The sequence below is a fragment of the Pseudomonas sp. YJ42 genome (genome assembly GCF_047225135.1).
In the GTDB taxonomy this organism is placed as follows: domain Bacteria; phylum Pseudomonadota; class Gammaproteobacteria; order Pseudomonadales; family Pseudomonadaceae; genus Stutzerimonas; species Stutzerimonas stutzeri_E.
The window spans coordinates 546,234-559,403 of sequence record NZ_CP178378.1 but is presented as its reverse complement, the minus strand read 5'-3'; the positions used below and the strand labels follow the sequence as shown (position 1 = coordinate 559,403).

Below are 13,170 nucleotides of genomic sequence, written 5' to 3'. Positions count from 1 at the left end.
GGGCAATCGGTATTACGCGGCGGTAATTACCAGGCGTACTTCACGCTGGCCATGAGGTTGCGCTCCAGGCCCGGATAGCAGCTGGTCGCCGAATCGCAGGTGGCGGTGTAGTCCTCGTTCAGCAGGTTCTGTGCGTACAGCCCCAGGGTGACCTGCGGAGTTAGCGCATAGCTGGCCGAGCCATCGAACAGGGTGTAGCTGTCGATGGCGAATGTGTTGTTGTTGTCGCCGTACATCGAGCCGACATAGCGGGCGCCGCCGCCAAGGGTCAGGCCGCGCAGCGTGCCGTCGGTGAAGCTGTAGTTAACCCAGGCGGAGGCCATATGCTCCGGCACGTTGGCAGGACGATTACCTTGGTTACCGTTGTTGCTTCGGGTGACCTCTGCCTTAGTGTAGGTGTAGGAACCCAGCACGTCCCAATGCTCGCCGAGTTTGGCACGGGCCTCGGCCTCGATGCCACGCGAGCGCTGCTCGCCTTCGGCGACGTCGAGACCGGTGGGTAGGCCGTTTGGACCTAGCTGGCGGGTGAGTATGTTGGTCTTGGTCAGATCGTAGGCAGCGAGGGTCAACAGCAGGTCGTCGTGCGGTTGGTATTTCACACCCGCTTCCCACTGCTCGGCTTCGCTAGGATCGAAGGTGCCGCCGCCGGGCGCTTGGCCGCTATTGGGGCTGAACGACTCGGAATAGCTGACATAGGGCGCCAGCCCGAAGCTGGTCAGATAGGTGAGCCCGACACGACCGGTGTAGGCGTCGTCCTTCTGCCGGGTTGTCGAGTTGGAAGTGTGATCGTCCAGCTCGTTGTCTACCCGGTCGTGGCGGCCACCCAGCGTCAGCAGCCAGTGATCGTCGAAGTGGATCTGGTCCTGCACATACACGCCGAGTTGCTCAATGGTCTGGTCGTAGTCGGCGGCGACCTGACCGTTACCGCGTGAGGGGCGGGGTACCGGCTGCCCATAGGTGGGGTCAAGCAAGTCGAGAGTAGGCCCCAAATTCCGATAGAAGGCGACGTCGGCGTCCTGCCAGCTGTAATCAATGCCAGACAATAGCGTATGACGTATCGAGCCAGTCATGAAATCTGCCTGCAACTGGTTGTCGATGTTGAAAGTGTTCATGTGCTGGTCGCGACGGTCAGCAATACGTGTCAGGTTGTTTCCGACCTGTGTAAAGGGCAGCAGGTTGTTGAAAACTAGATCAACCTGGCCATAGCGCAGGTTCTGGCGGAACTCGAAGGTGTCGTTGAAGCGATGACGGAATTCGTAGCCGAGGGTGTACTGGTCCTGGTCGAAATGGTTGAAGCTGTGGTCGCCCAGCAGGGTGTCGGTCGGATGACCGTTCGGCGGGGTATAGACGAACACGCTGCCGCCGTTGCGATCACGAAGGAAATCGGTGAGCACGGTCAGGCTGGTGTCCGCATCGGGCGCCCAGGTGAATGACGGAGCGATATACAGGCGATCGTCTTCTATTTCATGGCCGTCGTCGTATTCGATCTGAGTATCGCTTTCGCGGGCCAGGCCGACCACGCGATAAAGGAATTGGTTCTGCTCATCGAGCGCGCCGCCAACGTCGAACTGCCCCTGCTTACGGTTATGGCTACCGCCAGTGATCTGTATTTCGTTGGTTTGGTTGGCGGTCGGTCTCTTGCTCACTCGGTTGACGATACCGCCGGCATCACCTTGACCGAACAGGGTAGAGGCGGGGCCGCGTACAACGTCAATGCGTTCCAGCGAATAGGGCTCGCTGCGAAAGAAGGCATAGTTGTTGTTCTGCTGGCGCAGGCCATTGAGGTAGTCGCTGGTGGTCATGCCGTTGAAGCCGCGCAGGAACAACCAGTCGAAACCTTTGGGATCCAGACCATAGGTTTCCACCTTGACCCCAGGCACGTAGCGCAGCGCCTCGGTCACGGTCTGTGCGCCTTGGGTTTCGAGTTGGGCACGGGTGATTACCGAGACCGACTGGGGGATTTCGAGAATCGGTGTGTCGGTCTTGCTACCGCTGTTGGACATCTTCGGCACGAAGCTGTCGTGGCCTTCGATGACGCCTTCGACCACCGTCTCGGGCATGACTAGAGGGGCAGCTGCGCTGGTTTCGTCGCCCACCAGGGACACGCGATTACCTTCGATCCGGTAGCGAATGCCGGTGTTACGGAGCAGCGTTTCAAGTGCCTCGGTCGGCTCCATCTCGCCGCGTACGCCGGGGGTGCGCAGATTCTGTACCTGTGCTTGGTTGAAGAGAATCTGCAGGTCGGTCTGCGCGCCAAGGTTCGTCAGTGCAGAGGCCAACGGTTGGGCGGGAACATCGATGCTGACCGGCGCTGCGATTGCGCCGGTGGCGCTCAATGTCAGCCCAATCGCGGCGGCACGGATGATCGCCGCCAGTGGCTTTTTGCGATGCGAAGCGCTGAGAAACCGTTTCACTGTGTAGCTCCTTAGATCGAAGTGTTGTTAAGAACTATTTAGATTTATATGACGCGTCAGTGACCAAAAACCGGAAAAAATAATTGTCCTAATGCACAGCGGCATCCTGCTGCTGCGTGCGGCGTGGGTTATCGCTGATTTCCGTGATACGCCCTGCGCTCATCCGTAACAGGCGATCGGCCACATCGAAGTAGCGATCGTCGTGAGAAATCACGATCAGGGTGCGGCCTTGCGCGCGCAGTTCCGGCAGCAGCTCGGTGTAGAAAATCCGGCGGAACTCCGGGTCCTGGTCGGCCGCCCATTCGTCGAACACCAGCACTGGGCGCTTTTCCAGCCAAGCCTGGACCAGGGCCAGACGCTTGCGCTGGCCTGTGGAGAGATCGATGGTGGAGTAGTTGTGCCCATCCAGCGTGACCTTGTGAGCGATTTCCAGACGCTCCAGATAGCGACTGGCTTCGACGGGGATGTCTTCGCTTTCTTTGAGCAGATCTTCGAAAAGGAAATAGTCGGCAAAAATCGTGGTGAACAGCTGACGATAGTCATCGCGGTTGCTGTCCGTCACCGCCTCACCGTTGACCCGTAGCTCGCCGGCCTGAGGCACGTAAAGGCCAAGCAGAAGCTTGATCATGGTGGTTTTTCCGCAGCCGTTCTCGCCGGCGATGAAAAGGATCTCGCCGGGACGCACGGTCAGGTCCAACGGGCCGACACCAAAGCCCTGGCTACCGTCCTCGGTGGGGTAGTGGTAGTGCAAACCGCGTAGCTCTATACCTTGCATGGGCATCGCTGGACGACCGTCGTCACGCAGCAGCAGGTTGGGCTCCGGAGACGAGAAACGTACCGAAAGCTCGGCGATGCGACGGAAAGCGACTTGCGCGCGGCTGACGATGGGCAGTTGGCCGATCAGGTGTTCCAACGGGCCTTTCATATACAGCAGCACGAGGATGAATCCGCTCAGAGTGGCCTTGTCGGTGCTTGGCCAGATCGTCTGGTAGGCCAGGGCCACGCCGATGACGATGAAGAACAGCGTCGAACCGAAGCCCTTTGCAATTACGAACAGGTTGATCGAGCTGACCTGGATGTCGCAGATGCGGTCGGCAGTGCCCTGCAAGCGCTCACTGTAATGCTGGAAGCGCCGTGGGCGGCTGATCCGCAGCTCCTTGGCGCCTTCGGCCATGGCCCGGTAGTGCTTCTGCAACTCATCCTCTTCGTCACGCGCCTCGAAGAAGCCACGAATGCCCTTGCTACGCGCGACATATTGCACAGCGCTACCGATCACGATGGCCAGCGCGGTAGCCAGAAACATCGGCAACGACAATGATGCGAGGTACCCCAAGCAGCCGATGCTGACGGTGAAGGAAACGGCCAGCGGCGCGAAGGCAAAGGCGAAGTCGCTGATGGTGTCGATGTCATGGGTTAACACCGGAATCAAGCGGTGGCTGCGGTAGCGCTCGATCTGATCGATGGGGGCCGAAATGATCTTGCTACCCAGATCCTTACGCAAACGGGCGATGACGTGTTGCCCGACATAGTTGGTGCCGATGTCAGATACGACCGAGCCCAGTAGGGCCATCAGGCACAGGCCGGCAAAACCCAGCAACAGGCCGCTCTGCAGACCTTCATCGGAATGCAGGCTGTAATTGATGGTGGCCAGCAGTGCGGTGATGCTGGCGCCACCGAGCATGCCGAGCAGCGTGGCGCCAAGCAGTTGCGGTCCGAACGGACGAAGGAGCCTGAAGAGTTCGCGGAGCGTGCTGTTCGTGGATGTCTGCATCGTTGGGTCCTAACAGGGGATCGTCACCAGCCAGGTGGCGGTAAATCCGAATCGTTCCTGTTAAGACGTATGAAGCGATAAAAAACTGAATAAAAAAGATTGGGTTTGTTCGTCAGCCCGACGCAAATAAGGGAAGGGCGGCTCAGGGCCGCTTGTTTCGGCTTACCAGGACTGTGCTGCCATCGTCTCGTCGTGTGAGTTCAACCGGCAGGACTACGGGTAGCGAGTCGATCAGCGCGCGCAGGTCGTTGGTCTGGTAAACCCCTCCGATCCGCATGCCGGCTGCTTCGTCGTCGCCGAGGCTGGCAGGCTTATCCAGATAGCGATTGATCAGCGGCAGCGCGCTGCTCAAAGGCAGATCGTCCAGCACCAGTTTGCCTTCGATCCAGGCTATCGCGCCGGCTGGGGCCACCTGATTCACCTCGATTCGCCGGCTGGCCTGGGTGTAGCGCGCTTGCATGCCTGGCATGAGCTGCGCGCTGTTGCCGCTCACGCCTTCGGGTGGGCTCAGCGTCACCGAGCCGTCCAGCAGCGTGACGAGCAATTGCTGGGGATTGGTCCAGACGTTGAAACGGGTGCCGGTGACGCGCACCTGGCCGTTGTCGGTATGCACGGTGAAGGGTTGCGCTCGGTCGTGACGGACTTCGAAGAACGCTTCACCACCACCGTTCAGCCAGACACTGCGGCGGTCGCGGTAGCTGGCGAAAAACAGCCGAGTATGGCTGTTGAGCTGAACGTGCGAGTTATCGGCGAGGATGACCTGGCGCGGTGCGTCTTCGGCTGTGTAATAGCCGACCCGAGAAGGCAGGAGGCTTGCCGACCAGCCAGCCGACCACAGTGTGGCGACCGTTAGCACCAGTACCGCTGCGGCCGCGGCGATACGCCCCGGATCGCGCCGTCGACGTGGACGAACCGGCGGCGTGGTTGGATGCGCAAGGGCGGAAGCGCCGGCCGGTTTCAAACCTTCTGCCAACTGCCAGATGGCCAGCATCGCATCGTACTCGGCGCGGTGACGCGGATCTTCTGCGACCCAGCGAGCAAAGTCCCGACGCTCTTCGTCAGTGCAATCCTTATCGTGCAGACGTGTGCACCAGAGCGCGGCCTCGGCGCTCAGGCGGTCATCGTCAGAAGGGAGCGGGTTGCCAATCATTCGAGAAGTTCCGGAAGCGCTAACACGCTTTCATTTCAGAAAAATGCGAGTGATTATAAGTACGGGGTGACATGGACTGCCAGCATGCATCCGCAAGATGCGTCACGCCCGAAACCTGCATGGGGCGGTTTCGGGCGGGAACGCCGAAGGGAAGCCGTTGTGATCCGTCATTATCAGGAACTCGTCCATTACCTCAGTCGCCTGCTCGGCGATCGCCAGGTCGCCACTGACCTGGCTCATGACGCTTTTGTGCGTCTGCTCGATCGTAAGGCCGGGAGCGACATCGAGCAGCCTCGTGCCTTCCTTTTCAAGACCGCTACCAATCTCAGCATTGATATGCATCGCCGCACCCGCGTGCGACGCAACGAACCGCTCGACAGCCTCGATCACGAAGAATGGCTGGATGAGCGCGACCCGGAGGGGAACGCCATCCAGGCCCAGCAATTGAAGCTGTTGCGGCGGGCGCTGGAGGAACTGCCGGCCCCTTGCCGGGAGGCCTTCTTGTTGCGCAAGGTGGAGGGTTGCTCTCACATGGAAATCGCCGAACGCCTTTCCCTTTCCCGCGACATGGTGGAAAAGCACATCGTCAATGCGATGAAGCACTGTCGTGTCCGACTGCTCAGCTGGACGCAATAATTTCTGCTCGTTCTGACCGCTATCTCTGTTCGTAATGAGAATGATTTAAATTTCTCGCCTTCTGCCTCGTCTTTTCTTCAAAGCCGCTTTCACCCCGTCGACATCACGGCGGAGGCGCGCTTCCGGTGGTCGCCGCGTACGCGTCGGCCCGTGGTAAACGGCTAGAGGACACAGGCACCATGACTCAATTGATCGCTCCAACGTATGACGTGCTGGGCATCGGCTTCGGCCCTTCCAACCTGGCGCTGGCCATCGCCCTGCAGGAGCAGACCCAGCACCAGAAGCGCGATTGCCACATGTTGTTTCTTGACAGGCAGCAGGACTATCGCTGGCATGGCAATACGCTGGTGGCGCAAAGCGAATTGCAGATTTCCTTTCTCAAGGACTTGGTGACCCTGCGCAATCCCACCAGCCCTTACAGCTTCGTCAACTACCTGCACGAGCAGGGCAGGCTGATCGATTTCATCAACCTTGGCACCTTTTATCCATGCCGTCTGGAGTACAACGACTACTTGCGCTGGGTGGGGCGCCAGTTCGCCGACCAGTGCGCCTATGGCGAGACGGTGACACGTGTCGAGCCGGTCTCCGGCGCTCAGGGCATCGATCGGCTCAAGGTGATGTCCACCGATACTCAGGGGCGTGAGCATTTTCGTCTGGCGCGCTCCATCGTCCTTAGTACCGGCGGCACGCCGCGTATCCCCGAAGCCTTTGTCCACCTGCGCAACGATGCCCGCGTCTTTCATCACGCCCGTTATCTGGAGTGCATGGCGCAGCAACGCTGCACGCGCCATGAGCCGATGCGCATCGCGGTGGTCGGTGGCGGTCAGAGCGCGGCCGAGGCGTTCATCGATCTGAACGACAGCTTCCCGTCCGTGCAGGTGGATATGATTCTTCGCGCCGCGGTCCTGAAACCGGCTGACGACAGTCCCTTCGTCAACGAGATATTCGCGCCGAACTACACCGATCTGGTATTCAACGAGCCGGAAAGCGAGCGCGAGAAGCTGATTCATGAGTATCACAACACCAACTATTCGGTCGTCGATCTGGATTTGATCGAGCGCATCTACGGCATCTTCTATCGCCAGAAAGTCGCCAATGACGCACGCCATGGCTTCCTCTGCCGCCGCTCGGTGGAAGCGGCCCGCGCCGATGCTAACGGCGTCGAGCTGACCCTCTGCGACAGCGCCACCGGTATGGTGGAGAACCGTCGCTACGATGCGGTGATTCTTGCCACCGGTTACGAGCGCACCTCACATCGCGAACTGCTCGCGCCGCTGCAGGAGTATCTGGGCGACTTCAGCGTCGGGCGCGACTACCGGATGCGTGCCGACGCACGCTTGCGGGCCGGGATCTATCTGCAAGGGTTCAGTCAGGACAGCCACGGTCTCAGCGATACTCTGCTGTCGGTATTACCGATGCGCGCCGAGGAAATCGCCGTTTCGCTGTTCGACAGTCTTCCGGCGGTCGCGACGGTACCGCATGCCCGAGCCGCGGAAAGCGCCTGAGGATTGCTCGGCGCGTCTGCTATTCGAGTCGTTCGGTGACGACTGTCATCGAGCGACTAATTTTTTCAGGCGCTCGTTCGTCTTGAGTTTTTCGAGGTAATACACATGACCAGTTGCTCCATTCCCTTGCCTGATGGCCGACGGTTGCTCGTCGATGGCGGCGAACACGCGCTCAGCCTGCTGGTCGACGATCAAACGCTGGGTCGAGCCGAGCGTCAGAACGATTCCTGGCGACTATCGGCTATCAATATGCCGCCGGCGGTCTGGGCGCTGGCCTACCAGGCGTTCGCCAGCGATCCGCTGTGCCAACGACTGGTGCTGAGAATGGATGAGTGTCCGGCGGAACTGCTGCACAGCGGCCTGCTCAACCGGGACTCGAGCGGTACCTGGCAAGTGGAGCGGGCGACGTTCTGGCAGTTACCGGCACCCTGGCGCCTCGGTCCGGCCAGCGAAGGCTATCCGCAACGCTTGCGCATAACCGACGGCAAGCGTCATCCGCTGCGTCCGCCAAAGCCTGGCGGTGAACTGTACCGGCGTTTCGATGTACGTCTAGGCAGTTGGATTTCGTTTCGTGCGCTGGATATCGACACCGACCTGGAACGCTTTAGCCGCTGGCAGAACCAGCCACGCGTCGCGGCGTTCTGGCAGGAGGAAGGTAGCCTCGAGCAGCATCGGCAGTACTTGGAAAAGGTCGCGGCCGATCCCCATACGCTGGCCCTTATAGGCTGCTTCGACGGCCAGCCGTTCGGCTACTTCGAGGCCTACTGGGCCAAGGAGGACCGCATCGCGCCGTTCTACTCGGCCGACGACTACGACCGGGGCATTCATATGCTGGTGGGGGAAGACGCGCACCGTGGCCCGCACAAGGTTGAAAGCTGGCTGCCGTCTCTGATTCACTACCTGCTGCTGGATGATCCCCGTACCCAACGCATCGTTGCCGAGCCGCGGGCCGACAACGCCCGGATGATCGAGCACATGCAGCGTCTGGGTTTCTGGCAGGAGAAAGAGTTCGATTTTCCGCACAAGCGCGCCGCGCTGATGGTGCAGAGTCGTGAACGTTTCTTCGAGCGATGCCGCTTGTGCTGAGTCGCACGCTCTGCGTTTACCGGGAGCGGCAATGATCGCCGCGCTCGCGCCCCTGTATATCGGCGAGTTCGCCAGCTACCGCGACGTCCTGACGACCCGGGACGATGCGCGCCCGTCGATACCCGCGCCTCTGTTGCTGCAACCGGCTCGGCTCGATGCGATCTTCCAGCGTTTCGACCCGCTGCATACCGGGCAAGACCGTCGTGCGCTGGCCTCGCAGTGGTCCAAATACTACTTGGTTCGCTTGATTCCGCCGGTTGTGGCCGCCGCCCTGGTGCTCGGTTGGCGTCTGCCGTTGGCTTTCGATGACGTCGAGGTGGTGCTGGACGAACAAGGTCTGCCGCACGCGTTCAAACTGCCCGCTGAGGGCGGCCCTTTCAGCACGCCGCCAAACGATCCGTTCCAGCGTTTCGGCGAGCTGATCGACGCGAATCTGCAGCCCTTCATCCAGGGGTTGGCATCGGAGGTGCGTCTGTCGCCCAAGGTGCTGTGGAGCAGCGCGGGCAATTATCTGGAGTGGTTTATTGGTGAGATGGCCAAGGCGCTACCGGGGGCGGTGCTGACCCATGGTCATGAGCTGCTGTCGAGCGAGCGCCGCCCCGATGGCCGCCGCAATCCGCTGTTCCGGCCTGTTCGTTACGTGGAGGTCAGCCCGGCGTTGCGCCCGGATGGTCTCTGGCGTCAACGTCGGGTCTGTTGCATTCGGTATCGGCTGGAACATTTCGAGCATTGTGACAACTGTCCACTACTGGACCAGCCGCCAGCCTATGTGAGCGATCTGTAGCCACTCAGCGCTGGCGGGGCAGGGCGCAGTCTGGTGGCGGGCCGCTGCTCAATGCACGTAGCAGATCGGCGAGCCGTCCGCTGGATTGGCCAGCACACCCATGGAAATGCCGTAGATGCGCTCCAGGGTTTCGCCGTGCAGGAGCTTGGTCGGGCTCCCTTGGGCCAGCAGTCGACCGCCGTGCAACGCCAGCAGGTCGTCGCAGTAGCGCGCCGCCATATTGATATCGTGCAACACCACCAGCACGCCGAGACCGAGCTGGCGGCTGAGATCCTGAACACGCGACAGGACCTCCACCTGGTGGGCGATATCCAGCGCTGAAGTGGGCTCGTCCAGTAGCAGATAACGGGTGTTCTGGGCCAGCAACATGGCCAGCCAGACACGTTGACGCTCGCCACCGGACAATTGATCCACCAGGCGCTCGGCGAAGGCGCTGGTGTCGGTCAGTTCGAGCGCACGTTCCACTTGGGCGCGATCTTCGCTGGTGAAGCGTCCGAGCGCGCCATGCCAGGGGTAGCGACCGAAACCCACCAGTTCCCGAACGGTCAGCCCATCGGTTTGTGGCAGCTGCTGCGGCAGGTAAGCGACCTGTTGGGCGAACTCGCGCTGGCTCCAGTCCGATAGGGCCTTGCCATCGAGACGGATATGTCCGCTGCTGGGCAATTGCTGTCGGGCCAGCAGCTTGATCAGCGTGGACTTGCCGGAGCCGTTATGGCCGATCAGACCGACCATGCGTCCGGAGGGGATGCCTAGGCTCAGAGGGTACAAGAGGGTGCGTTCAGGAATACTGAAGCTGACGCTTTCCAGTTCGAACATGGGTCCATCCACCGGATATTTTCGGGAAGCCGGATAGCCTAATTCAAATGCTAATGGTTATCAATTTTGGCGAAAGATGCCTACATCGTTTTCCCGTGCTCCGTGAGTACCGTCTAGGGCCCATCCGCTTGGCGATGCTCAGGATTCCTTTCGCTCCATCTTCTTGAGGGCATGCCGGCAATGGATCAGCGTGTCGCGCACCATGAAGTTCACCAGCGTTGGCGAGACCCCCAGCTCAGCAGCGATCGCGCTCTGCGTTTTGCCCTGCAATCGGTACATCTCGAAGGCGTACCGGGTGCGTTCCGGTAGTTGTGCGAGGGCGTCGGAGAGTGCTTCCAGCGTCTGCCGGCTTTCGTGAAGGCCTTCCGGCGATGCCCCTGAGGCGCAGACATAGAGACCTTCTTCCTCACTGCCGCAATAGCGCTTTTCCAGGGCCTGACGTCGATAGCGGTCAATGGCCAGGTTGCGTACTACGCGCAGCAGGTAACTGATCTGGGAATGGGGGCTGGGAACCGCGGCCGCACCGCGCAGCTTCAAATAGGCATCATGCACCACGTCTTCGGCGTGGCTGCGACACCCGAGAATGCGCGCCGCCGCGTTGATGAAGGTCTGCCTGTTCGTGACGAACATGTCATTCAGGGCCGGATGCTGCTCTGCTGAAATTGTTTTTGGCATGTGAAATTTCCTGTACGACGCGAAGGCGGACGTCCATATCGGTTGGACTTGTCCTGGGCAGTTGAGCGAACCGCCCGCTCAGCCTGGCCCACCTGTACTGGCTTGAAGGCGAGCAATCTAGTCCAAATGATAATACTTATCAATTCAGATCTTAGTTGCTTTCTGCTGAATGGCAGCGTTCGTCGGACTCTCGCTCGTGCTGCATGTTCCATTGTGTTGAGAATAAATCTCATACGCGAAGGCTAACTATTCCGCTCGCTCCTTCGTCTTCATCGGAAAGCGGCCAACAGGTGCTCTGCCACCGTGCCGCCCGATCAACCGCCCCGTACGGGGAGAAGGAGAGTACAGATGGCATTCGATCGCGAAGACGCGTTGTTCAAGGTTCTGGTCAACCACGAAGCGCAGTATTCCCTCTGGCCGGACTACAAGGCGGCGCCGGCCGGCTGGCAAGAGACCGGTCAACGCGGTAGCAAGGCTGAGTGCCTGGCCTACGTCGAGCGTGAGTGGACCGACATGCGGCCGCTGAGCCTGCGCCAGGCCATGGATGCACAAGCGGCGGGGCAGTAAACGATGGCCGCTCGCTTGCGTCTGTTCTGCCTGCCGTATTCCGGGGCCAGCGCAATGGTCTATGCACGTTGGCGCCGCTCTCTGCCTGAGTGGATCGAGGTGGTTCCGCTGGAGCTGCCCGGCCGTGGCCGGCGTTTCAACGAGCCGCTGCAGACCGACCTGCTCGGCCTGGCCGACCAACTTGCTGCTGAACTGGAAGAGCGCCTGGACCTGCCCTATGGGCTGTTTGGCCATAGCCTTGGTGGCCTGCTTGTTTTCGAATTGGCGCACGCAATCCGCCAACGCGGCCTTCCTGCGCCGCGAGCGCTGTTCGTATCGGCTGCGCCCGCGCCATCGCGCCGCGAAAACCATCTCGAGCTGGCGGTGGAGCAGAGCGATGCTCAGCTGCTGCAGCGTTTACACCGTCTTGGAGGTACTCCCGAGGCGGTGTTCGCTGACGAGGAGATGCTGCGTCTGACCCTGCCGGTGCTGCGCGCCGACTTCCTGCTATGCGGCCGTTACCGCTATTACCGCCGTGCACTGCTTGCTTGCCCGATCCATGTATTCGGTGGCAAGGCCGATCGGGTCTCGGTGGACGCGCTGGCTGCCTGGCAGGACGAAACCGCCGAAGGCTTCTCGCTGGAGATGCTCGAGGGGGGTCACTTCTTCATCAATGCCTGCGAGGCGCGCCTGCTCGAGCTGATGCTCGGCAAGCTGCGCCAGGACGGGCGTGATATACAGGCCATCTGGGCCTGAACGGAGAGCTCGATGGCACTGTTTTCCATTCAACCTCTGGCTGAAGCACGTGGCGGGCTGCCGCTGCTGGTGCAGGCCGAGGGCGAAGTCGACCTGTTAGAGGCCCAGGCTGAACTGCGCGGGCTGATCGATGAGCACCTCGAACGCTGCGGCGGGGTGCTGCTGCGCGGTTTTCGTGTTGGCGAGGCGGAGCGCTTCCGCGCATTCGCCGCTGGCTTCGGCGATCCGCTGCTCAATTACGAATTCGGCTCGACGCCGCGCAGCAACGTTACCGCCGGCGTCTATACGTCCACCGAATACCCGCCGCACCAGCACATTCCGCTGCACAACGAGCAGGCCTATACCCGCGAATGGCCGATGCGCATTTGGTTCTATTGCGTGCAGGCCGCGCAGAGCGGTGGCGAGACGCCCATCGCCGACAGCCGGGTGATCTACCGCCAGGTCGGCGAGGCGATCCGCCAGCGCTTCGCCGAGCGCGGGTTGATGTACGTGCGCAACTTCGGCAATGGCCTTGATGTGGCCTGGGAACAGGTATTCAACAGCGACGACCGCGCCGTGGTCGAGGCCTATTGCCGCGCCCATCGCATCGAGTGCCAGTGGAAGGACGACGGCGAGCTGCGTACCCGCCAACGCTGTCAGGCGGTGGCCCGCCATCCGCGCACCGGTGAGTGGGTGTGGTTCAACCAGGCGCACCTGTTTCATGTCTCCAACCTGCCGGAGGAGGTGCGCGAGAGTCTGCTGGAGATCGTCGACGAGGAAGACCTGCCGCGCAACGTCTACTACGGCGACGGCAGCCCCATCGAGGAATCCCTGCTCGACGACATCCGCGGTGTGCTGGCCGAGGCCACGGTGGGCTTTCCCTGGTACAGCGGCGACGTGCTGATGCTCGACAACATGCTCACCGCCCATGCCCGTGCGCCGTTCAGCGGCCCGCGCAAGGTCATCGTCGCCATGGCGCAAGGCCACGGTCTTGACCATCCCAAGGCCTGAGGGCTGCGATTTTCCAATTCCTCGGCGGGTGCCAGACACTC

12 protein-coding genes are annotated in these 13,170 nt (G+C 61.0%); 7 read left to right on the top strand and 5 right to left on the bottom strand.

Annotated features, from left to right (window positions below; translation table 11 throughout):
• Positions 1 to 26 precede the first annotated feature (26 nt).
• The 3 genes from ACL0K2_RS02350 to ACL0K2_RS02340 all read right to left on the bottom strand — a co-directional run bounded on the left by ACL0K2_RS02350 (position 27) and on the right by ACL0K2_RS02340 (position 5,335).
• Positions 27 to 2,414: a TonB-dependent siderophore receptor gene (locus ACL0K2_RS02350; RefSeq protein ID WP_413043691.1), complete on the bottom strand. Its 2,388-nt coding sequence runs from the start codon at positions 2,412 to 2,414 to the stop codon at positions 27 to 29.
• A gap of 88 nt (positions 2,415 to 2,502) precedes the next feature.
• Positions 2,503 to 4,185 carry a cyclic peptide export ABC transporter gene (locus ACL0K2_RS02345; RefSeq protein WP_045162173.1) on the bottom strand — a complete coding sequence of 561 codons (1,683 nt, stop codon included), beginning with the start codon at positions 4,183 to 4,185 and terminating at the stop codon, positions 2,503 to 2,505.
• A 142-nt stretch (positions 4,186 to 4,327) separates the two neighbouring features.
• Complete coding sequence (locus ACL0K2_RS02340; protein WP_413043690.1) at positions 4,328 to 5,335, bottom strand: FecR family protein; 1,008 nt, start codon at positions 5,333 to 5,335, stop codon at positions 4,328 to 4,330.
• 84 nt (positions 5,336 to 5,419) lie between these two features.
• Between ACL0K2_RS02340 and ACL0K2_RS02335 the strand changes: the two genes are divergently transcribed.
• From ACL0K2_RS02335 to fhuF, 4 genes are all read left to right on the top strand, one after another.
• On the top strand, positions 5,420 to 5,971 hold the full coding sequence (locus ACL0K2_RS02335; RefSeq protein ID WP_413043689.1) for a sigma-70 family RNA polymerase sigma factor: 552 nt from the start codon (positions 5,420 to 5,422) through the stop codon (positions 5,969 to 5,971).
• 179 nt (positions 5,972 to 6,150) lie between these two features.
• Entirely contained in the window at positions 6,151 to 7,476 is a 1,326-nt protein-coding gene (locus ACL0K2_RS02330; RefSeq protein WP_413043688.1) for a lysine N(6)-hydroxylase/L-ornithine N(5)-oxygenase family protein, read from the top strand.
• Between the two features lie 105 nt (positions 7,477 to 7,581).
• The gene (locus ACL0K2_RS02325) at positions 7,582 to 8,562 is read left to right on the top strand and encodes a GNAT family N-acetyltransferase (protein WP_045162177.1); all 981 of its coding nucleotides are present in this window, start codon (positions 7,582 to 7,584) and stop codon (positions 8,560 to 8,562) included.
• A gap of 31 nt (positions 8,563 to 8,593) precedes the next feature.
• Positions 8,594 to 9,346 carry a siderophore-iron reductase FhuF gene (gene fhuF, locus ACL0K2_RS02320; RefSeq protein ID WP_413043687.1) on the top strand — a complete coding sequence of 251 codons (753 nt, stop codon included), beginning with the start codon at positions 8,594 to 8,596 and terminating at the stop codon, positions 9,344 to 9,346.
• A gap of 48 nt (positions 9,347 to 9,394) precedes the next feature.
• On the opposite strand, the gene ACL0K2_RS02315 is transcribed toward fhuF, so the two are convergent.
• Both ACL0K2_RS02315 and ACL0K2_RS02310 read right to left on the bottom strand, forming a co-directional pair.
• Positions 9,395 to 10,162, bottom strand: a complete 768-nt coding sequence (locus ACL0K2_RS02315; RefSeq protein ID WP_413043686.1) for an ATP-binding cassette domain-containing protein — start codon at positions 10,160 to 10,162, stop codon at positions 9,395 to 9,397.
• Positions 10,163 to 10,300: 138 nt separating this feature from the next.
• Positions 10,301 to 10,837, bottom strand: a complete 537-nt coding sequence (locus ACL0K2_RS02310) for an RNA polymerase factor sigma-70 (RefSeq protein ID WP_045162180.1) — start codon at positions 10,835 to 10,837, stop codon at positions 10,301 to 10,303.
• Positions 10,838 to 11,185: 348 nt separating this feature from the next.
• Between ACL0K2_RS02310 and ACL0K2_RS02305 the strand changes: the two genes are divergently transcribed.
• Genes ACL0K2_RS02305 through ACL0K2_RS02295 form a run of 3 tightly spaced genes read left to right on the top strand, consistent with a single transcriptional unit; the run spans position 11,186 to position 13,129 of the window.
• Entirely contained in the window at positions 11,186 to 11,404 is a 219-nt protein-coding gene (locus tag ACL0K2_RS02305) for an MbtH family protein (protein ID WP_045162181.1), read from the top strand.
• Between the two features lie 3 nt (positions 11,405 to 11,407).
• The gene (locus ACL0K2_RS02300) at positions 11,408 to 12,139 is read left to right on the top strand and encodes a thioesterase II family protein (protein WP_413043685.1); all 732 of its coding nucleotides are present in this window, start codon (positions 11,408 to 11,410) and stop codon (positions 12,137 to 12,139) included.
• A gap of 12 nt (positions 12,140 to 12,151) precedes the next feature.
• Positions 12,152 to 13,129 carry a TauD/TfdA family dioxygenase gene (locus ACL0K2_RS02295; protein ID WP_413043684.1) on the top strand — a complete coding sequence of 326 codons (978 nt, stop codon included), beginning with the start codon at positions 12,152 to 12,154 and terminating at the stop codon, positions 13,127 to 13,129.
• The last annotated feature ends 41 nt before the right edge of the window (positions 13,130 to 13,170 follow it).